Origin of the sequence: Glutamicibacter sp. BW77 (assembly GCF_002332285.1) — a bacterium.
GTDB lineage: Bacteria > Actinomycetota > Actinomycetes > Actinomycetales > Micrococcaceae > Glutamicibacter > Glutamicibacter bergerei.
The window spans coordinates 71,319-96,098 of record NZ_NRGT01000041.1 but is presented as its reverse complement, the minus strand read 5'-3'; the positions used below and the strand labels follow the sequence as shown (position 1 = coordinate 96,098).

Here is a 24,780-nt window from a genome sequence, read left to right as displayed (position 1 = left end):
AATGGCGCCCGATGATCTGAAGATCAACGGGCGCCAGTTATTCCTGAACCTGTCTTTTTGCTTACAGGCTCTTAGCTAATTTTTTTGCTCGTGCAAACTCCAGCATTTCTTCGCGCTCAACTAGCTTGATGCGGTCGCGGGTGATCTCACCGAAGCGGGTCGACACGGTACCGGCTTCGGCACCCAGAGCCTTTTCTTGCTCGTCCAGGCTCATCCAGCCATCCCAGTCGGCGTAGTCCACGCCACGGGACTCCAGCAGCTCTTCGATGCTCTGGTTCGAGGACGGAACCGGCAGGTTCGCCAAGTCTTCAAGCAGGTGGTTGATGGTCTCCAAGGCGTCACCCTTGGTGTGGCCAATTAGTCCGATAGGGCCACGCTTGATCCAACCGGTCGCGTACAAACCATCGATGTGGGTGCCTTCAGCGTTCAAGACTCGGCCTTCAACGTTTGGCAAGACACCGCGGTTTCCGTCGTATTCGATGTTGTCTACGGCAGAACCGAAGTAGCCAACTGCACGGTATACGGCCTGTACTGGATACTCGGTAAATTCACCGGTGCCCTTCACATTTCCGGTGCCGTCTAGTTCGTTGCGTTCAAGCTTCAGACCGGTGACCTTGCCGTCTTCACCGAGCACCTCAACCGGGGTCTGCAGGAAGTGCAGATGCAGTCGACGTGAAGCACTTGCGGTTTCCTCGGTCTCTTCCTGTTCAATCAACCAGTTGGTCAGGGTCGAGACCATGGTCTTCGTTTGGTTGCTGGTGCGGATTGCTTCTTCCGAACCTTCGTCGAAGTCAAAGTCCTCTTCGTACAAGACGATGTCTACATCTTTGGAATGCGATAGTTCGCGAAGCTCCAGCGGGGTGAACTTCACCTGTGCGGGGCCACGGCGGCCGAAGATATGTACATCGGTGACCGCGGAGCCGTTCAGCTGCTCATATACGTGAGCTGGAATTTCGGTCTCTAGCAGCTGGTCAGCATGTTTGGAGAGAATACGAGCGACGTCCAAAGCTACGTTGCCATTACCGATCACTGCTACTTCAGTGGCGGAAAGGTCCCAATCCTTCGCGGCATCCGGATGCGCGTCGTACCAAGATACAAAGTCTGCGCCACCGTGAGAGCCGGTAAGTTCAATGCCTGGGATGTTCAGGTCGGCGTCTTTTTGGGCACCTGTCGCGATAATGACCGCGTCATAGCGCTCGTGTAATTCGTCAAGGGTGATGTCCCGGCCCAGTCCAACGTTTCCGTAGAAGTTGATCCAGTCGTTGTTCAGCACCTTATGCAGGGCATTGATAATGCCCTTAATGCGTGGGTGGTCCGGGGATACGCCGTAACGGATCAGGCCGAACGGGGTAGGTAGCTCATCGAAGAGATCTACCTTCAGCGATAGTTCGCCAGAAGAAACCGGCTCGCTCTTATTGAGCATGTCCGCGGCGTAGATACCTGCGGGACCGGCACCGACAATGGCAACGCGCAGGGCGCGGGAGGTCAAATGTTCAGGTACGTGAACTTCACTCATCAAACAACATCTACTTTCTTAGTCAGCGAATGAGACCGACGCTGTGACGTCGACCGTGTCCAGCGGCTGAAGCTCAACCAACTGGGTTGAAGCTTCAGGTGCCAGACGTACAACGTCACCAATTACGATGACGGCCGGATTCGCCACGGCGGCCTTACGGGCGCGCACTACAATCTCCTCTAGCGTACCGATAGTTGTCCGCTGCGTCTGTGAGTAACCTCGCTCCACTATCCCAATTGGCGTACTAAACGGTAAACCCCGGGTAAGTAATGTCTCAACAATTTGTGCCAAATTCGACACCCCCATGAGCACTACCAGGGTGTGGTCGGCGCGTAGCGGAACATCGCTAAGATCCTCATGCCCACTAATGACGGTAAAACCGGCGGCGACTCCTCGGTGGGTTACCGGAATCCCGGCTGCGGCCGGCACGGAAATGGAACTAGTAATTCCGGGAATTACACGCGTAGCGATCCCATGTTCCGCGGCGAAGATCATTTCTTCGCCACCACGCCCTAGCACGAAGGGATCCCCACCTTTTAAGCGGACCACGTCCAGACCCTGAGAAGCATATTTGACTAGGAGATCATTGATCTCATCCTGTGTTTTTACGTGGCAACCCGGCGCCTTTCCCACATCAATAACTTTAACTTCGGGACGCAGCTCCTCCAGCAATGCAATGGGTCCAAGTCGGTCCGCAAGCACCACATCCGCGGCAAGCAGAGCCTTGTAGCCAGCAACCGTGATCAACTCAGGATCACCCGGCCCGCCTCCAATGAGCGTAATTTTTCCTTTAGACATTTTTTCCTCCAGTGCGGTTAATGCCCCTGTCGCGCAAAAGCTTGCGTTCCACGGGTGCAAAACATAAAAGTTCAATCAAGACGCCAACCAGCAAAATAACAAGTATGACTAAGATCACTAACGGTAAATCTGCGAGGTCCCGTCCACGTTGCAGCAACGAGCCCACACCAAGGGCGAGCGACCCGCCCACCGCAATCAATTCGGCGGCCATTAGGGAGCGCCAGGCGAAGGCCCAGCCTTGACGTAACCCGGCCACATAGCCTGGTAGCGCAGCAGGCAGTTCAACATGCCAAATATGCTGGCGCTTATCTGCGCCCAAGACTTGGGATAGCGCCCGGTACTGGTGCGGGATCAGGTCAATGCCAGAAAGCAGTCCATTGATAATCGAGGGCACCGCACCAAGGAGGAGCACCATGTAGATGGTTGCGTTGCTCAGCCCAAACAAGATGATCGCAGCCGGTACCCATGCGATGGATGGAAGTACCTGCATCGCTGAAATCAGCGGCCCTAGTCCCTTACGCAGTAAGGGTTGGTGCGCCAGCAGTAACGCGATGGGGGTTGCGATCAGCACAGCTAGCAAAAATCCGGACAGCGCCCTAAAAAGTGAGGTTCCTACGGCACCGAGTAGTGATCCGTTGTCCAACATCTCGGGCAGCTTGGCCACGATGGCGCCGGGCCCCGGGAATAGGTCTGAACGGATGGGAACAGCCCAGGAAGCAATCTGCCACAGGCTCAGGAGCACGATGACGGTGATGACCGGCGCAAGGACCGAATCAAGTGAAGTCTTTGGCAGCCGTAACTTGTCGGCCTTGACCGTCGGTTCGCTAGCCTGCTGCGCTAGTGCGCTCATGTTTTCGTTGCTCCTTTCTGAGGATCGTTGTCAGTTCGTCGGCCAAAGCCGCCGCTTGGGCTGGATCGTTTCGCAGTTGCGCCGAAATCCGTCGGGTTTCAAGGATTCGTCCCGGGTGGGAGGACAACACCAAAATACGTCCGGCGAGCCGAATCGCTTCGCGTACATTGTGGGTGACGAAGATGATGGTTTTGCCCGTCTGTTGCCAGAGGCTGCGTAACTCTTCATGCAACATGTCGCGGGTAATCGCATCAAGCGCCGCGAAGGGCTCGTCCATCAGCAGCACCTGACGGTCTTGAGCCAAGGATCTAGCCAAGGCCACTCTTTGGCGCATCCCCCCGGAGAGCTCATGAGGTTTTTTCTGTCCTGCATGCCCCAACTGAACTAGGTTGAGCAACTGCGCTACACGCGCATCGCGTAAGTCGGCCGGGTATCCCCCAAGTTTTAATGCGAGCGAAATATTATCGGCCGCGCTCAGCCACGGAAGCAGGTTTGCATCTTGGAACATGAAGGCCGCCCCATCCTGTGGAACTTCAAGCCACCCGGAGGTGGGCTGCAACAGCCCGGCAATCATGTTCAGCAACGAAGATTTACCACATCCTGAAGCACCAAGAACGGCAACAAACTCGCCATCGTCAATCTGTGCGGTGAGCGAATCGATCACCAGATCGGTTCCTGGATAGCTCAGTGAGACTTCGTGAAGTTCTACTCCCATGGACGTTGTCCAATCCATTGGTCGTTCACGATGTTTGTTACCTCGCCAGGCTCTCCAATACCCACCGCGGACTGATGCGCGACCAGAGTTTTGAAGGTATCTTCCAGCGGGATCTCATCGAAGCTCACCTGGCCCAGCGCCAAATTGATTACCTCGTCAGAGAGGCTACTTCCGTTGATCTTGTTCAAGGCCGCTTGTACTGCACTGAGCCGTTCAGCGGCGCTAACCGAGTTGAGCCAATGAATAGACTGCGCATTGGCTGCCACAAGTTTCGCGACGCTCTGTGGGTGTTCGGCCAAGAAATCCTGGCTGACGACTAATACCGTGGTGGGGAACTTGCCTTTGGGCCACAACGACGATTCATTGATCAACCGGTGAGCCTCGTGTTCCTTAACCAACAAAGAAGCGTGAGGTTCCGGCAACCAGGCCCCGTCGATAGCTTGACGAGCAAATAGTTGCGGCACCGTACCGTTTGAACTTGGGGTCACAGTCACCTGCTCGCCCAGTCCTTGGTCCAAGAGGTAATGACGCAACGCCACGTCCTGAGTTCCACCGAATTGCGGCGTTGCCAGCTCGGTTCCCGGCAAATCTTCAACGCTTCTAATGTCCTTGGAGACCACTAAACTCGCTCCCCCATTGGTCACCCCTGCCACGATTTTTAATGACTTTCCCGCGCTGGATAGGTAGCTGGTCAATGCCGGTGACGGGCCAAGGTAAGCCGCGTCCAGTGCCCCACTATTTAGCGCTTCGATTGCTGCCGGACCAGCGTTGAAAATTTGGGTTTCCAACTGTGTATTGTCACTTTTTAGGGCGGATTCTAGAAAGCCCTGGTGGTCCGCAATGAGCGCCGGAGCATGGGTGACGTTGGCAAAATATCCCAGACGAAGTTCCTTCGCGGCACTTGTCGCCGAGACCTGAGCCTTCGCCTCACCCAGGGGCGGAACAAACGCGGTACCCACGGCAAAAATTGCCAAGAACCCCACGATCCACAGAGCCGCCCTGCGTGCCCGAGAGTTAGTAGCTTCCGCAGTAGAGGTGAACCGCTGTCGTCTTGGAGTTTCTCGCTCAAGCGGCGGCATTCTGGGCCTCAATAATTCCTGCAGCTAAAGTGGCTCCGCTATTGGGGTCAATTAGTAAGAAGGAACCTGCGGTACGTGAATTTTGGTACTCGTCCACGGCCAGAGCCGCGGAGCTACGAACCGTGATGCGTGCCAAATCATTGAGCTGCAATTCGGTGGCCGCACTACGGGAGAAATCAACCACATTGATCACGTGATCAAGGCTTTGAACCTTCGCCCGAGCAACCTTGGTGCCGTGTTTAATGAGCACCAGCTGACCGGCGGTGATCTTGTTCGGGGACAGTACACAAATATTCGCTTCGATCTGACGAACCGGCACCTCGGGCTCCCCCGCAATGATGGTGTCGCCGCGGGCAATGTCGATCTCACCGGTTAGTTCCACAAGCACCGCTTCTCCAGCTAGCGCCGTGGTCACTTCGCCGTGCGAGTTGCGAATGGACTTGATGGTGCTGGTTGCTGGCTGCCCGTTGGAGATAATCTGGACGGTGTCGCCCACACTCAACTCTCCGTCGGCTAGCGTGCCGGAGTAACCGCGGAAGTCGCGATACTGTTCTGCATCAAGTCCAGGAGCCAATGCACCCTGTGGACGGATGACATACTGCACGTCAAGACGGGCAGTCCCTTGTCCACGTTCGGGTTCAAAGGCTTCCAGTAATCCGAGCAACGTTGGCCCGGCATACCAGTCACTATGCGCCGAGGCATCAACTATGTTGTCGCCATTCAACGCCGACACGGGAATGACTGCGGTGCGCTTGATGCCCAATTCGGCAGTGATATCCAGAATTTGCGTTTCAATTTCGCTGAAGCGTTGCTCTTTCCAATCCACGAGGTCCATCTTGTTCACGGCTACTACCAGTTGCGGCACCCGCAGTAGGGAAAGCACGCCAAGGTGGCGGCGGGTTTGTTCCAGTACTCCGTGTCGCGCGTCCACCAGCACAATCGCTGCGTCTGCGGTTGAGGCGCCGGTGACAGTATTGCGGGTGTACTGCACATGCCCCGGGCAGTCGGCCAGAATGAAGGAGCGGTTGGCGGTGGAGAAATACCGGTAGGCCACGTCGATGGTGATGCCTTGTTCGCGTTCGGCGCGTAGTCCGTCGGTGACCAACGCCAGATCCAGCGCCGGGGTTTCACCGCCAAAACCACGTTCAGCGCTGGTGCGCGCAATGTCATCTAGCGAGTCGGCGAGAATTGCTTTGGCGTCGTGGAGCAGCCGTCCGACAAGCGTTGATTTTCCGTCGTCTACCGAGCCAGCGGTGGCAATACGTAACAGTGTGGTGGTCATTTTAGAAGTACCCTTCGGTCTTGCGGTCTTCCATTCCAGCCGCTGAAATTCGGTCGTCGGCGCGGGTGGCGCCGCGTTCGGTTACGGTAGCCAAGGCCAACTCGTCCAGTACCTTCGGTACGGTGTCGGCGGCCGAGAGCACCGCACCGGTGCAGCTGGCGTCTCCTACGGTCCGATAGCGCACCTGGCGAATGCTGACGATTTCTCCCTGGGCCGGCAGCGAGACGCCGGTGACCGCTCGCCACATACCGTCTCGTTCAAAGACCTGGCGCTTGTGGGCAAAGTAGATTGGCGGTAACTCGATTTGTTCTTGGTTGATGTACGCCCAGATATCGCGTTCGGTCCAGTTGGAGATCGGGAAGGCGCGGACGTGCCCACCGGGTGCGTGGCGCCCGTTGTAGAGATTCCAGATTTCCGGGCGTTGGTTACGTGGATCCCAGACTCCGAATTCATCGCGCAGCGATAAGATGCGTTCCTTGGCCCGGGCTTTGTCTTCATCGCGGCGGGCCCCACCGAAGACCACATCGAAGCGGTTGGCCTCGATGGTGTCTAATAGCACCCGGGTTTGCAAACGGTTTCGGGTGCCATCTGGCAGTTCTGTCAGCTCCCCGCGGTCGATATATTCCTGTACCGAACCAACTACGAGGTTCAGCCCGTAGCGAGCCACGACCTGGTCGCGGAATTTCAGTACCTCGCCGAAGTTGTGGCCGGTATCGATATGCACTACAGGAATCGGCACACGGGCCGGAAACACTGCTTTAGCCAGCAGGTGTAGTACTACCACCGAGTCTTTACCTCCGGAAAAGAGCAAACCGGGATTATCGAATTCGGCGAGCACTTCACGGATGATGTGAATTGATTCGGCTTCGAGCTCGTCGAGGACGCTGCGCCGTGCTTGGCTGGGTGCATTGACTGTGATGGTCATTTGCTTCTCTCCTTCACTAGATGTGTATGCCGCATTCAGTTTTTGCTAGGCCTGCCCAGCGGCCGGCGCGGGGATCTTCGCCCTCGGCTACCGGCCTGGTACATGGTTGACATCCAATGGAGGGGTATCCCTGGGTGAGCAGCATGTTCACCGGCACCGAGTGCTCGGTGGCGTAGCCAATCAGTTCGTCAAAGGACCAGGCGGCCAGCGGGTTGAATTTCACCAGCCCGTGTTTTTCGTCGAAGCCCACCAGCGGCGTGTTGGCTCTGGTCGGCGCCTCCTCGCGACGCACCCCGGTGAACCAGGCGCCATAGTCTTTCAAGGAATTTTTCAGCGGATCCATTTTTCGCATCTGGCAGCAGGCTGCCGCGTCACGCGCGAAGAGCTCCCTGCCGAATTTCGCATCTTGCTCATCCACCGTGAGTTCTGGCAGTACCTCGATGATGCGTACCTGCAGAGCCCGGGCGACCTCGTCGCGGGTGCTGATGGTTTCGGCGAAGTGATACCCGGTCTCAAGGAACAGCACGTCAACATCTGGAATCGCGGCCGAAACCAAATGCGGTAAGACCGCGTCAGCCATGGAACAGGCAACCGCGATCTCACGGACCGCGAAATGGTTGGCCGCAAAATTGATGACCTGTTCGGCGGTAGAGTCCCAACCAAGCTCTTCGGCTCCGATTGCGGCGATCTTCCGCAATTCTGCTTCGCTGCGTTGCACGGTGCTCATACCAGGTCCTCCTCGTCGGCGCGGTGTGCCCAGGCAGCGAAAGATTCGTTCTCTTCTGACTTCCTTGAATAGCTTTTGACAACTCGTTCCACGTACTCGGGAAGCTCATCTGCCGCGACCTTCAGTCCGCGAACGGTGCGGCCTAAGCCAGCCTCACCGTTTTCAAATCCGGCCAGTGTTCCACCTAGGTGTACTTGGAAGCCGGAAACCTGCTCGCCCTGCGCGTTGGTGATCAGTTGCCCCTTCAAACCGATGTCGGCGGTTTGGATGCGCGCGCAGGAGTTTGGGCAACCATTAACATGCAAGGACAGGGCCTTGGGAAGTTTTCCTTTGTGGTCCGCCAGCCTTGATTCGATTTGTTTCACCGCCTCGATGGTGGTGTCCTTGGTGTCCACGATGGCTAGCTTGCAAAACTCAATGCCGGTGCAAGCGATAGCGGAGCGCTTGATTAAGCCGGGAAACGGGTCCAAGCCCAGTTCTTGCACCGCGCTGGTAAAGGCATCAACGTGGTCTGCGGGGATGTCTAGGGCGATGATTTTCTGGTGTGGGGTGGTACGCAGCCTGGTAGAACCGGTCGCTTCAACCAGGTCCGCCAGCTTGTTCAGAATGGTTCCCGAGACGCGTCCAACCGGCGGAGTCAGCCCGATAAAGAACCGGCCGTCCTTCTGCTCGTGCACTCCGCAGTGATCTCCCGCGTCCTGTGGCTTGTGCGCCGGCGGCCCGTCGGGAAGTTCAAACCCCAGGTACTCGTCTTGGAGGATCTGACGGAATTTCTCGGTGCCCCAATCGGCGAGCAGGAACTTCAGGCGTGCCCGGTTGCGCAGCCGCCGATAGCCGTAGTCTCGGAAGATGGAAGTGACTGCCTCCCAAACGTCGGCAGCAATTTCTGCGCGGACGAATGTGCCGAGTCGTTCGCCCAAGCGTGGGTTGGCGGAGAGCCCACCACCGACCCAGAGGTCATAGCCGACGCCGAGTTCCGGATGTTCAACGCCGATTAGCGCGAAGTCATTGATCTCGTGGACGACATCTTGGTTTGGGTGGCCGGTAATGGCGGTCTTGTACTTGCGCGGCAAGTTGGAGAAATCCGGGTTGCCCACATAGCGCCGAGCGATCTCCTGGATCACGGGAGTTGGGTCGATGATCTCATTTTTGGCGATGCCTGCCACGGGCGAACCTAGGATGACTCGGGGTACGTCTCCACAGGCTTCGGTGGTGTTCAGCCCCACAGCTTCGAGTCGGCGCCAGATTTCGGGTACATCCACCACATCTACCCAGTGCAACTGAATGTTCTGGCGGTCGGTGAAGTCCGCGGTGTCGCGGGCGAACTCGGTAGAGATCCCGGCGATCACCCGAAGCTGATCGGTGCTTAGTGCTCCGCCGTCGATGCGCACCCGAAGCATGAAGTATTTGTCTTCAAGTTCGTGCGGCTCCAGCGTGGCGGTCTTACCACCGGGAATGCCTTGGGCTCGTTGGGTGTACAAGCCCCACCAGCGAAAGCGCCCGTGCAGGTCGTCTGGATCAATTGAGTCGAAACCCTTAAGCGCGTAAATCTGCTCGATCCGTTCGCGGACGTTCAGACCGTCGTCGGCGGCTTTGAGTTCCTCGTTGTGGTTGAGCGGTGCTTTGCCGTCAATCTTCCATTGACCTTGGGGTTTGGCTGCCCGCTTGGGGCGACCGGGTGCAGTAGTTTGCGTCATGTAAGCCAGCGTAGAAACCAGCCCCCGGGGGCTGGCAACCACGAGTAGTCACATGAACGCGCTTTACTTAATCACCGCGAACTTCGTCATCTGAGGACAATTATGAGCTCTGTTTCAGGGCCACTTGCAGTCTTATGAGGAAACATTTAGCGATCATGACGTCCGGGAGCAATGGGCTTGTGGTGATCCGGGCACCCATGCTAACTAGCCGTGTTTGAAAGAGTCCATCGGCCAACAACGCGCTAAGTACCAGCGTCTTTGGCTTCAGTTCCTCGGAAAGCAGTTCATTAATCAGCGGTTTGGCCCCAGCACAGTATGTCACCTGAACTTCCTGACCCAGATGCGTTGAGATCTGCGCTGCTAAGTCCCTGAGTTGCTCTTGGCCTTGCTCTAGCCGGGTCCCGGCCGCAGCAAGGAGAACCTTCTGATTCGGCTCCAGCTGAGCCATGGCGCGCTGACTTAGTAGGTAAGCAAGTTCTGGCAAAGCACCTAACGGGCTGGCCGCGACCGTGTTTTGCCGTGCTGCTACTGCCTGGGCGATGTCCTGAGTCGTATGTACTCCGTCGGCGACCAGCAGCGGCAGTACTACCGCGGCTTCCCCCTCGGGCAATGAGGCGAGCACTTGAGCAAGTTGCGGCTGTTGAACATCAACATACGCCTCGTGCCAGACCAACTCGGTGTGTATCTCACTACGTGCCAGTTCTTCGAGCTGTGTACGTAAGTCGTGGATCAGTTGTTGACCGCGAAGATTATCGGTGCCATGGGACGCAGCGAGGACGTGGGTTTTCTTCATCACCGGTTTATTAGCTCTGGCGGATCAGCTTGTGATTGGCGGCTTGAGCCTGTGGCCGAATCACGATTTCGTCCAGGTTCACATGTGACGGGGCGCTGACCGCGTAGCGGATCACCTCTGCCACGTCCTCGGCCGTGAGCGGTTCGGCGACCCCGGCATATACCTTCTCGGCCGCTTCTTTCGTTCCGAGTCGGCGCAACGCGAATTCTTCGGTGTGGACGAGTCCTGGAAGAACCTCAATGACACGGACCCCGTTGCCAACTTCTTCCAGGCGCAGCGCCTGAGTCATGGCTCGTTGCGCTGCTTTAGCGGCGTTATATCCGCTACCTCCCTCATAGCTGGAAAGTGCGGCGGTCGAGGTAACGTTCAAAATGGTGCCTGCGCTGGTACGCAAGGAAGGTAATAGCGCGCGAGTCAACCGCATGGTTCCCATGACGTTTGCCTGCCACATGAATTCCCAGTCTTCATCTTTTGCTTCGGCCCAGTGATCACTACCGCGTGCTCCGCCAGCACAGTTGATGAGCGTATCGACCCCGCCTTGTGCTTCAACGACGCTGACCAGCGCATCAACATCGGCTTGAACACTGACATCTGCAGTCAGTGCAACTGCGCCGGTTTCGGTGGCCAAGGACTCCAGCCGGTCTGCACGACGTGCCACTGCAAAAACGTTCCAGCCCTGTGCGCGCAAGGCACGGACGGTGGCCTGACCGATGCCGCTCGAAGCACCGGTGACGAGGGCAGAGCGTGAATTGTTCTGATTTTGAGAATTAGTCATATGCCCACTTTAGAACTTTGGGGTGCCCGTATGCGAAGCGATGAATTTCTCTTACGTAAGCCGTTTATCCGGCCTCGAGATGACGCCCTACAGATTAAGTTTCGCCCATTTGTCTACGCTAGTCATGTATCCCTGGCTCAAGTGGCCCAGACCATGAACTTCAATGCTTCCTTGGCCTATGAAACATGAAAGAATAGAAACATGGCAGAAGACAACTTGGGCACAGACACGCCCGCAACGGTTTCCGTTCCTGACAAGCCCGCTTTGGAAGGCCTAGAGGAACGTCTTTCGTCCCGGTGGCGCACCGAGGGCACCTATCACTTCAACGAGGACACGACCCGCGAGGACGTTTACTCCATTGACACTCCCCCACCAACCGCTTCCGGTTCCCTGCACGTAGGACATATGTTCTCCTACACGCAGACCGACGTGCTGGCCCGCTTCCAGCGCATGAGCGGCAAGAACGTGTTCTACCCACTGGGTTGGGATGACAATGGTCTTCCAACCGAGCGTCGCGTACAGAACTACTACGGTGTTCGTTGCGACCCGACCAAACCATATATCGAGGGTTATCGCCCGCCCGAGTCGCCGGCCAAAAACCAGCGCGACTGGGATGTGGTCAGCCGTAAAAACTTTATTGAACTCTGTGAAGAACTAGCAGTAGAGGACGAGAAGGTCTTCGAACAGCTCTTCTCCACCCTTGGCCTGTCCGTTGACTGGCGCATGACCTACCGCACCATTGACGACAACGCCCGTGCGGTGTCTCAGCGAGCGTTCTTGGAAAACCTAAAGCAGGGCGATGCCTATATGGCCGAAGCTCCGACTCTGTGGGATGTCACCTTCCGTACCGCGGTGGCCCAAGCAGAACTCGAAGACCGCGAAATGCCAGGCGCCTACTACCGCTACGCATTCAACGCTGACGGTGGCGAACAGGTCTTCATCGAGACCACTCGCCCGGAACTACTCGCAGCCTGTGCCGGCCTGGTCGCTCACCCAGACGATGAGCGCTACAAGCACCTGTTCGGCAAAACCGTCACCTCGCCGATCTTCGGCGTGCCGGTTACCGTTTACCCACACCCACTGGCTCAGCCAGACAAGGGTTCGGGTATCGCCATGGTCTGCACCTTCGGCGACCTGACCGACGTAACTTGGTGGCGTGAACTGCAGCTACCAACTCGTGCCATCATTGGCCGTGACGGCCGTATTTTGGCAGACACCCCGGAGTGGATCACCACCGAGGCCGGTCAGGCAGCCTACGCAGAGATCTCGGCGAAAACCGTGTTCTCCGCGAAGGAAACCGTCGTCAAGATGCTCAGCGAAGCAGATCTACTAGATGGTGAACCTAAAAAAGTTTCACGTCCGGTGAACTTCTTCGAAAAGGGCGATAAGCCTTTGGAAATCGTCACCTCACGTCAGTGGTACATCCGAAATGGTGGCCGTGACGAAGAGCGTCGTACGCAAATGATTGCCCGCGGGCAGGAGATCGAATTCCACCCATCGTTCATGCGCTCGCGCTATGAGAACTGGGTTTCTGGCCTAAATGGTGACTGGCTGGTTTCCCGCCAACGCTTCTTCGGCGTACCTGTACCCGTTTGGTACAAGGTTGATGAGCATGGCGAGCCTAACTATGACGCTCCGATCTTGCCTGAGACTGCACAGCTTCCGGTTGATCCGGCAGCTGATGCGCCAATCGGTTATACCGAAGACCAGCGTGGTGTAGCTGGCGGCTTCATCGGTGATGCCGATGTGCTTGATACTTGGGCAACGAGCTCGCTGACCCCTCAGATTGTGGGCCGTTGGGGACGCGATGACGAGTTCTTCTCCAAGGTATACCCGTTTGATCTACGCCCACAGGGCCACGACATCATCCGCACCTGGTTGTTCTCAACTGCGGTGCGTGCCGATGCGCTGCACAACGATGTTCCTTGGAAGCATGCTGCCATTTCCGGCTGGATTCTAGATCCAGACCGGAAGAAAATGTCCAAGTCCAAGGGCAACGTAGTGGTACCAAACGAGGTGTTGGAGAAGTTTGGTTCCGACGCGGTTCGTTATTGGGCCGCTAGTGCCAAGTTGGGCGCCGATACCGCCTACGAAATCAACCAGATGAAGATTGGCCGCCGCCTGGCGATCAAGATTCTTAACGCTTCTAAGTTCGTCTTGAACTTGGGTGCCACCGAGGCAAATGTGCTGACCAATGACGCATCATTGGTCACCAACGGTCTGGATCGTTCATTGCTGTTACGTCTGTCGACCGTGATCGAGGATGCTCAGCGTGCCTTTGAAAACTACGACTATGCGCGTGCTCTGGATATCACTGAGTCGTTCTTCTGGTCGTTCACTGACGATTATGTTGAATTGATCAAGGATCGCGCCTATGGCGGTCATGGTGAAGCTGAACAGGCCAGCGTTCTCGCAACGCTCGCAACGACCCTTGACTCGGTACTGCGCTTGTTTGCACCGTTCTTGCCGTTTGCTACCGAAGAAGTTTGGGGCTGGTGGCGCACCGGTTCGGTTCACCTGTCGCAGTGGCCAAGCGTTGCTCATCTCAGCGCAGCCACCGAAGGTGCTGATGCCATGGTTCTTCCGACCGTTGGCCACGCACTGTCGGGTATCCGTAAGGCTAAGTCAGACGCTAAGGTCAAACAACGCACCGAGGTGCTTTCTGGTGAAATCCACGCACCAGCAGCTGCGATTGAGCAGTTGCGTGCAGGCTTCACCGACCTAAAGTCCGCCGGAAACGCACGTGAACTGACTTTGGTTGAAGCCGAGGGCGATCTCACCGTTGTGAACGTGGAATTGGCTCCTGCCGAAGAAGATTAATCTTCATTAGCTACGACACGAAGGCCGTCGAGATTTTCTTCTCGGCGGCCTTCGCTGTTTCTGAGATAGTTCACGATTCGTTCCTCGTAGTTTAACAGCTGTTGAACTACGACAAAATCAAGTGTAATAACGATTTGATCTCTATTAAACGGAACGTTGGTTTAACGGTGTACGGTCAGAGTAAGCAATCAGGCTCGACTCTTGAGAGGCTCAAATGACAACCACACCGGAAGACCCCAACGAGTTCAAACCAGATGATGAGGGCGGTTCAACAACTCCCCCAACAAACAATTCACCAACTGGGAATCCCAGCGCTGAGTCGACCGGTACATATTATGGACAGCAAGGTATTCCTCCAGCTCCTCAGCCAGGACAAATCGCAGACGACAGCCTCCAACGCATTCAACTTAATGGATGGCTTTCGGCATTCTTTGGAATCATTCCGGCACTCATTTTCTTTGTGATCGATAAGGAACGAAGCAATCCGCTGGTTCGCGACTTTCATCAGCAGACACTGAACTTCAGCATCATTCGCGCAATTATTGGCTTGCTAGCTTTCATACCTGTCATTGGATGGGTGATTGGTGTCCTCGGCGGCATCGTCTGCTTTGTTATTGCTATTATGGCCGCAGTCAAAGCACCAGATGAGTACCAGGCCGGACGCGCGTACAAGTATCCAATTAATTTCGCGTTTGTAAGCTAAAACTGTCGAAACTGTTCGTCGCCGAGCATCGGTTATTGCCTCTCGTTGGCCGGATACGGGAATTGGTGCGGCCCCGGGTCACTTCTCAGAGGCAGGTTTATCTGACTCTTCAGAACAAGCTATTATCCGTTGCATCGGCTTCGCTTTGCGTCGGTTTACTTCGTTAAAATGGGCAACCTGTTCACTAACCGGTTGGGCTATCTTGTGAACGATAGTTGAATCGTTCTCGCCTGTCACCGCGTCATCGTCTCGTGATTCCATCACTTCATCCTTAACCAAGCTGGGCGGAATGTCTTCTTCGACATTCCGCCCAACTCACTTCCTGCTAGTTTTGTGCAGAATTATATGCCTGCTCGATGACGGTGCCCCAGTAGGGCCCGAACATCGTGTTACGCACTCCGCTGTAGCCAAAACTGTTGACTGAGTTCTGATAGGCACTGGATCCGCCAAGGAACCACGGACCACCCGAAGATCCGCCGGTCATATCGCATGGGATGCCCTGAGAATCGCTCTGTCCATATGGATCATCAATTGCCGAACCAGAGCATGACTGCAACGTCTCGCCATTGAATGGGCTCGCTGCCGGGTAACCGAAAGCTGTGTATGTTAATCCACGAGCCTGGTTGAACGCAACGCCAGAAGCTCCGACCTGATCAGCCAAACTGACTCCACTATTATCGGAGACCACGGCAAAGGCAGTGTCAAAGGTAATATCTCCGCCGTTGCTCCACTGGGTGGGGGTCACCAATTCGGTTGCGGCAAAAGATCCGTACGGTGCGTTACCGTTTTCGTACGCAGGCACGAAGACCCAGCGGGTTGCGAAGGCACCAGGGCCTTCATTGGCGCAGTGACCAGCAGTGGAAACTGTTGATTCATTGGCCGAAACAACTGAGTTACCCGAGCACACATAATCGGAGCCACCGAGGGTGAAGAACACCTTACCAATGTGGGACACCGGAGTGACCGATGATGATTTCTTCGGTTTTTGACCCTTATTCTTCGGGTTCGTTGCTTTCTGGCCGGAAATCTTCTTTGACTCCCCCGCCTTCTGTGCACCCTTGGTAGCGGATTTCCCGTGCGTGAGAACGTCAGCGGACTTGGCGTTCTTCATACGCGAGGAGGTCCAGTAGTTCATCGCATTTTCAGCCTTTGCCTGGCTGATGGTTGTTGATTCGACTTTGTCGGTGGGGGCTGTGGGGGCAGCCATGGCCATTGAAGCACTTCCACCGATCAGTCCGCCGGCAAGCAAAATTGCAGCTATTGCTCGACCTTTGCGCAGGCTTGCCTTGGGGGCATGGTTTTGGATTTTGTCTTGCACGATTTCTCCCTGTGTGGCGGATGGGGGCCGCCGTCGAAAGCATGTGCCGGAGCACCTGTGGGAGTTAGTCAAACACATCTTTCAAGTAATACATAGGACCGTTCGCGAAGAATTTTATACATTCAACACGCTAATTGGTAAAAACTATGAAGCTACGAATTTCTTGTAACAAAAAACTAAGAGCGATCCCAACAAAAAATCGGAGCACGGGCATCTCATTTGCGGGAGTCTCTCGATCCTGCGCAAGAAATCGCTTGGAAAATGAAACCTACTTATCAGTAGGTGTACGCACCATGCAAGACTTGAAGCAATTAAAATTTGTGAAACAACAGTGACGCACTTCATATTCTGGCAATTCGAAAGTCAGCCAAAATTTATTCACGAAAAGTTACCACTGAGCGAAACATTAACTCTCAAGTAGTCAGTGAGAGCGCTCCCCCGGTTATCTCTCGTTTATGATAGGTCAACTTCATTAACTAACGCATAACAGGTCTACGAAGATTGTTGCTGGCACTAATTAAACAAAAACCTCGTACAATCAGACCCGCCATAATATGACTGAGCAGATTGCACGAGGCTTGTAGAGCGCGGATTAATCGAAGACTGGACTTTCGGTCCGACTGCGCTTCATTTCAAAGAAGTAAGGGAAAGATGCCAGCTGCACCGCAGCATCAAACATCTTGCCCGCGTCTTCGCCAGTTGGGATTCGGGTAATGACCGGACCAAAGAACCCTACTCCGTCCACTGCGATGACTGGGGTGCCGACGTCTTGACCAACCTTGGAGATACCACCTTCGTGGCTTGCCCGTAGTGCTGCATCATTGGCATCGGTGCCGGCAGCTTGCGCTAGTTCAGCTGGAAGCCCGACCTTTGCTAACGCGCGGGATATGACATCAGCGCGGTCTTCAACTTTCTCATAATGAATTAGTTCGCCCATTGCGGTGTAGAGCTGGTCTATAACCTCATCGCCATGCTCTTGCGCGGCCTTGACGATCACTCGTACTGGACCCCAGGCGTTATCCATTGATGCGCGGTAATCTTCAGGAAGGTCACGACCTTCGTTGAGCACCGAAAGGCTCATCACACTCCACCGAACGTCGATGTCACGAACTTTTTCAACTTCCTTGATCCAACGACTAGTGGCCCAAGCGAAGGGGCAGATTGGGTCGAACCAGAAATCAACTTGTGTGCGTTGTGGCATGAACCTTCAACTTCCTACGAAAAATTAATGGAACTCTAAACTATGCGGATTTTTTGTTGCGCTTCGCTGCAAGTTCGTGGGAAAGGAGCAACGGCTCATCCTTATCCAAGACAGTTCCACGAGTCACGACTACCTCTGCTACATCTTCCAAGCTAGGCAGCTCAAACATGATGCCACCCAAAGTCTCTTCCAAAATTGCGCGAAGCCCACGTGCGCCGGTTTCACGTTCAATTGCCAGTTCAGCAATTGCGTCCAAGGCCTGTGGTTCGAAGCTCAGCTCAACGCCGTCCATACGGAACATTTTCTGGTACTGCTTGACCAGTGCATTCTTGGGTTCCGTGAGAACTCGAATCAATGCTCCACGGTCAAGATGCTCTACCGTAGCAATCACCGGTAAGCGTCCAACGAATTCTGGAATCAACCCGAACTTCAGCAAGTCTTCGGGACGAACATCGGAATAAGACGGAGCCTCAGACTTAATTGCGGTCAGTGGCGCCCCGAAACCGATACCCTTTCGACCAGCACGGGAGGAAATAATTTCCTCGAGTCCTGCAAAGGCACCAGCCACAATAAACAGAATGTTCGTCGTATCCAGCTGCAAGAAATCCTGATGTGGGTGTTTGCGTCCACCCTGAGGCGGAACTGCTGCGACGGTACCTTCAAGGATCTTCAATAAAGCTTGCTGAACGCCTTCACCGGAAACGTCCCGAGTAATTGAAGGGTTCTCGCTCTTTCGTGAGATCTTGTCAATTTCGTCAATGTAGATAATGCCAGTTTCGGCCTTCTTGACGTCAAAGTCTGCGGCTTGAATCAGCTTCAGCAAAATATTTTCAACGTCTTCACCGACATAACCGGCCTCAGTCAAACTGGTTGCATCGGCTACGGCGAACGGAACGTTCAGCTTCTTAGCCAGCGACTGCGCCAAGTAGGTCTTACCGCAACCGGTGGGACCAATTAGCATGATGTTAGATTTCGAAACCTCAACATCATCTAGAGGGTTCTCGCTATTCAAGGCAGCAACAGGAGAATGCTCCTGAGTACCATGAATTCGCTTGTAGTGGTTGTACACGGCCACGGATAGAGCACGCTTAGCGTTCTCCTGACCGATCACGTACTCTTCCAAGGAATTGAAGATTTCTCGTGGTTTTGGCAACGAAAAATCTTCGGAGACCTGTTCTTCAGCAAACTCTTCGGCAATGATCTCATTGCACAGTTCGATGCATTCGGTACAGATGTAGACTCCGTGGCCTGCTATTAGCTTCTTTACCTGTTTCTGGCTCTTTCCGCAGAAAGAACACTTCAACAGATCCGAGCCTTCGCCCATACGTCCCATCGCACCGATCTCCTGTTTGCTTGAGTTGCTGTGGACTATCCCAATTCTAGGTCAGGTAACCCCCAAATTAGCTGAATATGGCGGTCTACCTGCGTGGTGCAATCCTCTTGTGGAGAACACACCTACAAGGTAAACCGCCAGTACTCAGTAATTATTCCGAGTAAGTCCTAGTGACCAAGAACTGCGCGGGTGAGCTTACGTGGAGTAAGCACCTCGTCGACGATGCCATATTCCTTGGCATCGGCAGCAGTCATGAACAAATCGCGTTCAACGTCGTCGCGGACCTTCTCGACACTCTGGCCCGAGTGACTTGCAATGGTTTCTTCGAGCCACGAGCGCATGCGCATAACTTCTTCGGCCTGAATCTGCAGATCGGTCGCGGTACCGCGTTCGCCGCCACCCATCGATGGCTGGTGGATTAGCACGCGCGCGTTTGGCAGGGCCAGACGCTTGCCAGGGGTACCGGCGGCTAGCAGTACGGCCGCGGCGGAGGCCGCCTGGCCGAGGCAGACCGTCTGTACTTCTGGGCGAATGAACTGAATCGTGTCGTAGATCGCGGTCATCGCGGTGAAGGATCCACCTGGTGAGTTGATGTACAGGGTGACATCGCGTTCTGGGTCCATCGACTCAAGAACCAGCAGCTGGGCCATGACGTCATCTGCCGATGCATCATCGACCTGCGCGCCGAGGAAGATAATACGATCCTCGAACAGCTTGGCGTATGGATCCTGGCGCTTAAACCCGTACGGGGTGCGCTCTTCGAACTGTGGCAGGATGTAGCGAGCCGACGGCATCTGGCCGCTAACGGCTTCCGGATTGAAGTTCATGGTTTTCTCCTTGGACAAATCTTTGGGGTTCAGGGCGATAGCTAAGGCCGACTACTTGCCGGCGTCGACGCCGCCGCCACCGGTGACCGTACCGGCATGCTTTGCGATCTGGTCGAAGAATCCGTATTCCAGCGCGTCCTCAGCGGTGAACCACTTATCACGCTGGTTGTCGATCAGGATCTGCTCGACGCTCTGCCCGGTCTGCTCCGCGGTCAGGTCGCTCATGACCTTCTTCATGTGCATGATCAGTTCGGCTTGGATCTTGATGTCCGAAGCAGTTCCGCCAATGCCACCCGAAGGCTGGTGCATGAGGATGCGAGCGTTAGGGGTCGCATAGCGCTTGCCTGGGGTACCCGAGGACAGCAGGAACTGGCCCATCGATGCGGCCAGACCGGTTGCCACGGTCACCACATCGTTCGGGATGAAGTTCATGGTGTCGTAGATAGCCATGCCTGCGGTGATCGATCCGCCTGGGGAGTTGATGTAAAGGTAGATGTCCTTTTCAGTATCCTCCGCAGAGAGCAAGAGCAGCTGTGAGCAAATCGCATTCGCGTTGTCATCGCGGACTTCGGAGCCCAGCCAGATGATGCGCTCTTTGAGCAAGCGGTTGTAGATGTAATCCTCACGGCCGGCCGGGTCAACGGAGGCCATGGTGGGAGTGCGCGAATCATTTGACATGTTCTCTACCTCTTCCAAACGTGTAGATCAGATTTTGAAATTCTTTTTCGAATCCCAAAGCTGCAACTGGTTACTTTGAGATTACTGACTTCAACTGCTAGATGCGCGGTTTCATGCCCTTGTTTCGCTCACGGCGCATGACTATACCGACAGCGAACACAAAAGTAGCCACCTACCAACTTGTTTCCAAGTGGGTAGGTGGCTACCGAGGTTGCGAGACTACTTAGCCTCTGCGGTTTCCTCTACAGCTTCTTCTTCGCCAGCTGGCTTCACGAATGAAGTCAGGTCCACAGCGGCACCGTTCGAATCGGTGACGGTTGCGAATTCAAGAACCTTGGCAAGTGCCTTGCGACGGCGAACTTCGCCCATCAACATTGGAACCTGGCCGGCGCCGTCAAGCATCTGCGCGAACTGGTTTGGCTCCATGCCGTACTGACCTGCGGTCTGCACGATGTAGTCGATCAGCTCGGACTGCTCAACGCCAACTTCCTCGGCGTCAGCAACGGCGTCAAGGATGATTTCGTTCTTGAAAGCACGCTCGGTGTTCTCGCGAACTTCTGCGCGGTGCTCTTCGGTGTCGTGGTCAGCTTCAGCATCTGGTGCGTTGAAGTGCTGTTCGATCTGCTCGTCGATTACGGAAGCAGGAACAGGAACCTCAACCAGTTCAACCAGCTTGTCGAGAACTAGCTCGCGAGCTTCTACGCCCTGCTCAGTGATCTTGCCTTCGGCAGCATCCTTGGACAGCGATTCGCGTAGTTCTGCGAGGGTGTCGAACTCGGAAGCTAGCTGAGCAAAGTCATCGTTTGCTTCTGGCAGCTCACGGGTCTTGACCGCAGAGACAACAACCTTGACGGTCGCGGTCTTGCCTGCGTGCTCGCCACCGGCAAGGGTGGTCTCGAAGGTGGCGTCTTCGCCTGCTGAAAGGCCAGTAACAGCCTCGTCCATGCCCTCAAGCATGTTGCCCGAACCAACCTGGTAGGACAGGCCCTGAGCTGCGTCTACCTCTTCGCCCTCGACCGCTGCGGTCAGGTCCAAGGTGACGAAGGAATCTGCAGCAGCTGGTGCTTCAACATCCTTCAGGGTGCCGAAGCGACCGCGCAGGTCATCAAGGGCCTTATCGATGTCTTCGTCAGCAACTTCCTTAGCCTCGACGGAAACTTCAATACCCTTGTAGTCAGGTAGTTCAACCTTCGGACGGATATCTACTTCGAAAGTGAAGACCAACTGGCCTTCGCCTTCCTTCTCGATGGAAGGAAGTTCGGTGATGTCAACCTCTGGGCGGGAAAGCGGGGTCAGTTCGTTCTCGACCATAGCCTTCTGGTAGAAGTCGTTCAGGCCCTCGTTCACAGCGGTTTCGATGACGTATCCGCGACCAACGCGCTGATCGATCATACGAGTCGGCACCTTGCCCTTACGGAAGCCTGGAACCTGAATCTGCTGAGCGATGGTCTTGTACGCCTCATCGACGCGGGGCTTCAGTTCCTCATAAGGAACCTCAACGGTCAGTTTCACCCGGGTCGGGTTGACGTTTTCGACGGCGCTCTTCACAGCGTTGTACTCCTGAGTGTCTAAGAATTAGGTTTTATCTGCAAAAAACCCCGCAACATGGTGGCGTTGCGGGGTTGTTCGACAGAGTCGGGGTGACAGGATTCGAACCTGCGACCTCACGCTCCCAAAGCGCGCGCTCTAGCCAAGCTGAGCTACACCCCGATTAGCAGTGAACAGTCTAACCCGAGTCATCCTGTATCCACTAATCGTTTGCGATTCTTGCCAGATACTTTTTATTGTTTCCGGTGATCACAAGAACTAAATTATCTTTAGATCTTTTTATCATGCAACAATTTCCGAAGAACTTATCTCATGAGTCGGGGTAACAGGATTCGAACCTGCGACCTCACGCTCCCAAAGCGCGCGCTCTAGCCAAGCTGAGCTATACCCCGTTGTACTCTGTGTGAAAATCGCTTTTCACCTGAGCCAACGTCTTGTGAATCTTTGCTGGGAAGTTGTTATCCCTGCGTGATCACAAGAAATAAATTTACACGGGTTCGAGCTAAAAGCAAAATCGGCTTCCTCGTGTTCAAAACTTCTAACTTCTGCGAATTTACGCGGGTTTTCTGGCGTTGACGTCTGTTTTTGAGGTAAAACACCGAAAAAGGTGAGTTGAGTAACAAGCTTTTTCCATGTTCTTCACAGAAATGGCCCGGAACGCTCACAGTCAACTCTCCGACCTACGTTTCGAACTGTGCTTTCCGGGTTTGTTGGTAGCCTTCCACTGCCCACACAGCGGTGAATAGTACCCTTTTAGCCATGCTGACTACATGGACACTGACTTTTGATTGCGCAGCTCCTGCACAACTTGCTAGCTTCTGGAAGGCTGCGCTGGGATATGTGGACGCTGAAGCCCCCGCCGGCTTCGTCTCCTGGGAGGACTGGCTGATTGCTTGCGAAGTGCCACCAGCGGAATGGGATGACGGTGCAGTCATCTGCGACCCGACCGGTGTCGGCCCGCAAATTTCAATGCTCAAGGTGCCCGAAGCCAAAATCGCGAAAAATCGTATTCATCTGGACGTGAAAATAGGACTGGGTCGCGACCAGCCCGCCGAGCAACGCGGGGCTCGAGTTGAAGCGAAAGTCGAGCAGCTAATACAGCTCGGGGCTAAGGAACTATCCAAACACTTCATGCACGGACATCTAGATCACGTAGTGCTTGCAGATCCCGAGGGGAATGAATTCTGCGTCGTGTAGCTTGCTCGTTCGCAAACTTATTTTGGATATGCAAAAAGGCCCCGCATCAGCGAGGCCTTTTTCGTGGAGGGGATGACGGGAATCGAACCCGCATCATTAGTTTGGAAGACTAAGGCTTTACCACTAAGCTACATCCCCACGATTCGTGACTTCATTGCCGCGAACAGAATTTAGTCTAGACCATAAATCTAGGTCGATGCAAATCAGGTGATTCCCGTTCCGACTTGGACACATCTCATATAGCATCACTTTGTTCTGCTGCCGTTACAAAACACGCGGTTTCGCGAAGGTCGGGAAAGTGATCTTGGGCCCAAACGCCCTACACGCCGACTTGCAAAGCCTTTTTGCGCGGCAACTTCTGGCACCGAGGGCACCAGTACAGTTTCCTTCCAGCAACTTCCGCCAGAGAGACCGTCCCGGTGCAACGACGACATCCCATCCCTTGACGCTGGTACACGTAGTAAGCGTTATCAGGCCACACCACCCCCAGCGGATCCCTGTCCTCAACACGAGTAGTGATGATCTTTCCGTCACGGACGCCATCTTCCATAATGGCCACGATGTCCCACCACAATTTATTCGCACTACGTCCGGAAAGCTGATTGGCAGGAAGATCCGGGGAAATACGATTTCTAAAAAGCGCTTCGGCTCGGTAGATATTCCCGACCCCGCTAATAAAGTCTTGGTTCATCAACACCACGCCAATCGCGGTACTAGTGCGCGCAAGATTCGCCCGGAACTCCTTGCGTCCTAGCTCTAAGAGCTCAAGGTCTTCACCAGCGCGTACCTGTCCCTTAGCAGCCTGGAATCGCGCAGCGGCACCAACCAAGGGATCCGGACCTAACTTATCGAGCTTTGCTTGCACCTGCTCATAGTCCAAGACTTCGCACGCTGTCGGCCCTCGCAGGTCAGCCCATCCATGCTCGGAAACAATACGGGCACGTACGGCACCGACAGGTTCCGGTGGGCCGGAATATTCGCCAGGCTCCTGCATGTTGCCTTCGCGTTCACCTATGCGACGCGGCGCACCGATTGAGGATGCGCCAATGAACTTATCGTCGCCGCCAAACTCGAAGGCGCCGTAAAGCCCTAGGTGCACTCGCAGGTATAGGTCATTGGAAAAGCGGCAGAATAGCTGCTTCCCCTTAGCGAAGGCATGCTCCAGCTCATTGCCACTGATACGTTCGGCATCTGCGACAAAGCGGCCTTGCGGCGAAGTAATCTGAACCGTCTGCCCACCAAAAACATCATCAAATTGGCGAGCCAGACGGTGAAGGGAATGTCCTTCGGGCACAGTTAGTCGATGACCTCGCCGGTAGTTTCGTATGACGCTATTTTGCCGATTCTACGCACGTGACGTTCGTCGTCGCTAAATGGTTCCGCAAGGAATGCCTCGATCAGTTGCGCTGCCTCTTCTACCGAATGCTGACGCCCACCAACGGCAATAACATTTGCGTTGTTGTGTTCACGAGCTAGTTTGGCGGTGTCCAAGTTCCATGCCAAAGCCGCACGAATTCCTTCGACCTTGTTCGCTGCGATCTGTTCACCATTACCGGATCCTCCAAGAACAATCCCCAGAGCATCTACGCCGGCGCGCTGATCGTCGATCACTGCCTTGGCAGCATTGATACAGAATGCGGGGTAATCATCTTGCGGGTCATACGATTTAGGGCCATGGTTGACCATTTCGTATCCCTTGGCTGTTAAGTGCTTTACCAAGTAGTCGCTGAGTTCCAGACCTGCGTGATCGGTGGCGATGTGTACGCGCATGCTTTATTGCCTCATTCATTAGGAGGAAAGAACGGTTGATGCTCTTCTTAGCTTAGCGACCAACTACCTTCAGAATCGAACTCTATAACCTTTGGCAGTGTCCGTGACGTCTCGGCCGAGAGGATAAGGTTTGGGCAAGAAATAAAGATTTTGTGGCTTAGGGCTTGCATGCTCCCCCGGTGTCGGTGACACAATGGGAGAAGTTATTCAATAATCGTTTCAGAATCT

22 protein-coding genes and 3 tRNA genes are annotated in these 24,780 nt (G+C 54.9%); 3 read left to right on the top strand and 22 right to left on the bottom strand.

The window, feature by feature from the left end; genetic code table 11:
• Positions 1 to 61 precede the first annotated feature (61 nt).
• The 11 genes from CIK74_RS04825 to CIK74_RS04775 form a co-directional block, all read right to left on the bottom strand.
• The gene (locus tag CIK74_RS04825) at positions 62 to 1,516 is read right to left on the bottom strand and encodes an FAD-dependent oxidoreductase (protein WP_096254639.1); all 1,455 of its coding nucleotides are present in this window, start codon (positions 1,514 to 1,516) and stop codon (positions 62 to 64) included.
• Between the two features lie 18 nt (positions 1,517 to 1,534).
• Complete coding sequence (gene cobA, locus CIK74_RS04820; RefSeq protein WP_096254638.1) at positions 1,535 to 2,314, bottom strand: uroporphyrinogen-III C-methyltransferase; 780 nt, start codon at positions 2,312 to 2,314, stop codon at positions 1,535 to 1,537.
• Positions 2,307 to 3,164 (bottom strand): ABC transporter permease, encoded by an 858-nt coding sequence (locus CIK74_RS04815; protein WP_096254637.1) that lies wholly within the window; start codon positions 3,162 to 3,164, stop codon positions 2,307 to 2,309. Before CIK74_RS04815 ends, cobA begins: the two co-directional genes overlap by 8 nt.
• Complete coding sequence (locus CIK74_RS04810; protein ID WP_096254636.1) at positions 3,139 to 3,879, bottom strand: ABC transporter ATP-binding protein; 741 nt, start codon at positions 3,877 to 3,879, stop codon at positions 3,139 to 3,141. Before CIK74_RS04810 ends, CIK74_RS04815 begins: the two co-directional genes overlap by 26 nt.
• Positions 3,870 to 4,853, bottom strand: a complete 984-nt coding sequence (locus tag CIK74_RS04805; RefSeq protein WP_205738245.1) for an ABC transporter substrate-binding protein — start codon at positions 4,851 to 4,853, stop codon at positions 3,870 to 3,872. Before CIK74_RS04805 ends, CIK74_RS04810 begins: the two co-directional genes overlap by 10 nt.
• A gap of 91 nt (positions 4,854 to 4,944) precedes the next feature.
• Entirely contained in the window at positions 4,945 to 6,240 is a 1,296-nt protein-coding gene (locus CIK74_RS04800) for a GTP-binding protein (protein ID WP_096254634.1), read from the bottom strand.
• 1 nt (position 6,241) lies between these two features.
• Positions 6,242 to 7,165, bottom strand: a complete 924-nt coding sequence (cysD, locus tag CIK74_RS04795; protein WP_096254633.1) for a sulfate adenylyltransferase subunit CysD — start codon at positions 7,163 to 7,165, stop codon at positions 6,242 to 6,244.
• A gap of 16 nt (positions 7,166 to 7,181) precedes the next feature.
• On the bottom strand, positions 7,182 to 7,892 hold the full coding sequence (locus CIK74_RS04790; protein ID WP_096254632.1) for a phosphoadenylyl-sulfate reductase: 711 nt from the start codon (positions 7,890 to 7,892) through the stop codon (positions 7,182 to 7,184).
• Positions 7,889 to 9,589 (bottom strand): nitrite/sulfite reductase, encoded by a 1,701-nt coding sequence (locus CIK74_RS04785; RefSeq protein WP_096254677.1) that lies wholly within the window; start codon positions 9,587 to 9,589, stop codon positions 7,889 to 7,891. The genes CIK74_RS04790 and CIK74_RS04785 overlap by 4 nt, the downstream gene beginning before the upstream one ends.
• 100 nt (positions 9,590 to 9,689) lie before the next feature.
• The gene (locus CIK74_RS04780; RefSeq protein WP_096254631.1) at positions 9,690 to 10,382 is read right to left on the bottom strand and encodes a CbiX/SirB N-terminal domain-containing protein; all 693 of its coding nucleotides are present in this window, start codon (positions 10,380 to 10,382) and stop codon (positions 9,690 to 9,692) included.
• 10 nt (positions 10,383 to 10,392) lie between these two features.
• On the bottom strand, positions 10,393 to 11,157 hold the full coding sequence (locus CIK74_RS04775) for an SDR family oxidoreductase (RefSeq protein ID WP_096254630.1): 765 nt from the start codon (positions 11,155 to 11,157) through the stop codon (positions 10,393 to 10,395).
• Positions 11,158 to 11,358: 201 nt separating this feature from the next.
• Here CIK74_RS04775 and valS point away from each other — a divergent pair, with 201 nt between their 5' ends.
• Complete coding sequence (gene valS / locus CIK74_RS04770) at positions 11,359 to 13,977, top strand: valine--tRNA ligase (protein ID WP_096254629.1); 2,619 nt, start codon at positions 11,359 to 11,361, stop codon at positions 13,975 to 13,977.
• A gap of 214 nt (positions 13,978 to 14,191) precedes the next feature.
• Positions 14,192 to 14,680 (top strand): DUF4870 domain-containing protein, encoded by a 489-nt coding sequence (locus CIK74_RS04765; RefSeq protein ID WP_096254628.1) that lies wholly within the window; start codon positions 14,192 to 14,194, stop codon positions 14,678 to 14,680.
• A gap of 325 nt (positions 14,681 to 15,005) precedes the next feature.
• Here CIK74_RS04765 and CIK74_RS04755 read toward each other — a convergent pair whose 3' ends face one another.
• From CIK74_RS04755 to CIK74_RS04720, 8 genes are all read right to left on the bottom strand, one after another.
• Entirely contained in the window at positions 15,006 to 15,998 is a 993-nt protein-coding gene (locus tag CIK74_RS04755) for a hypothetical protein (protein ID WP_096254626.1), read from the bottom strand.
• A 592-nt stretch (positions 15,999 to 16,590) separates the two neighbouring features.
• Positions 16,591 to 17,199: a disulfide bond formation protein DsbA gene (locus CIK74_RS04750; RefSeq protein ID WP_096254625.1), complete on the bottom strand. Its 609-nt coding sequence runs from the start codon at positions 17,197 to 17,199 to the stop codon at positions 16,591 to 16,593.
• A 40-nt stretch (positions 17,200 to 17,239) separates the two neighbouring features.
• Positions 17,240 to 18,532 (bottom strand): ATP-dependent Clp protease ATP-binding subunit ClpX, encoded by a 1,293-nt coding sequence (clpX, locus tag CIK74_RS04745; RefSeq protein ID WP_096254624.1) that lies wholly within the window; start codon positions 18,530 to 18,532, stop codon positions 17,240 to 17,242.
• 167 nt (positions 18,533 to 18,699) lie between these two features.
• Positions 18,700 to 19,359, bottom strand: coding sequence for an ATP-dependent Clp protease proteolytic subunit (locus CIK74_RS04740; protein ID WP_096254623.1), 660 nt, complete (start codon positions 19,357 to 19,359; stop codon positions 18,700 to 18,702).
• A gap of 51 nt (positions 19,360 to 19,410) precedes the next feature.
• Entirely contained in the window at positions 19,411 to 20,010 is a 600-nt protein-coding gene (locus CIK74_RS04735) for an ATP-dependent Clp protease proteolytic subunit (protein WP_096254622.1), read from the bottom strand.
• A gap of 246 nt (positions 20,011 to 20,256) precedes the next feature.
• A complete protein-coding gene (gene tig, locus CIK74_RS04730; RefSeq protein ID WP_096254621.1) occupies positions 20,257 to 21,585 on the bottom strand; it encodes a trigger factor in 1,329 nt (442 codons plus the stop codon).
• Positions 21,586 to 21,672: 87 nt separating this feature from the next.
• Positions 21,673 to 21,747 (bottom strand) — tRNA-Pro (locus CIK74_RS04725).
• Between the two features lie 155 nt (positions 21,748 to 21,902).
• Positions 21,903 to 21,977: transfer RNA gene (locus CIK74_RS04720), tRNA-Pro, on the bottom strand.
• Positions 21,978 to 22,344: 367 nt separating this feature from the next.
• On the opposite strand from CIK74_RS04720, the gene CIK74_RS04715 reads away from it, so the two are divergent.
• Complete coding sequence (locus CIK74_RS04715; RefSeq protein ID WP_096254620.1) at positions 22,345 to 22,782, top strand: VOC family protein; 438 nt, start codon at positions 22,345 to 22,347, stop codon at positions 22,780 to 22,782.
• Between the two features lie 64 nt (positions 22,783 to 22,846).
• Here CIK74_RS04715 and CIK74_RS04710 read toward each other — a convergent pair.
• The 3 genes from CIK74_RS04710 to CIK74_RS04700 all read right to left on the bottom strand — a co-directional run bounded on the left by CIK74_RS04710 (position 22,847) and on the right by CIK74_RS04700 (position 24,552).
• A tRNA-Gly gene (locus CIK74_RS04710) sits at positions 22,847 to 22,920 on the bottom strand.
• Positions 22,921 to 23,101: 181 nt separating this feature from the next.
• Complete coding sequence (locus tag CIK74_RS04705; protein ID WP_096254619.1) at positions 23,102 to 24,076, bottom strand: DNA glycosylase; 975 nt, start codon at positions 24,074 to 24,076, stop codon at positions 23,102 to 23,104.
• 2 nt (positions 24,077 to 24,078) lie between these two features.
• Positions 24,079 to 24,552: a ribose-5-phosphate isomerase gene (locus CIK74_RS04700; protein ID WP_096254618.1), complete on the bottom strand. Its 474-nt coding sequence runs from the start codon at positions 24,550 to 24,552 to the stop codon at positions 24,079 to 24,081.
• Between the last annotated feature and the right edge of the window lie 228 nt (positions 24,553 to 24,780).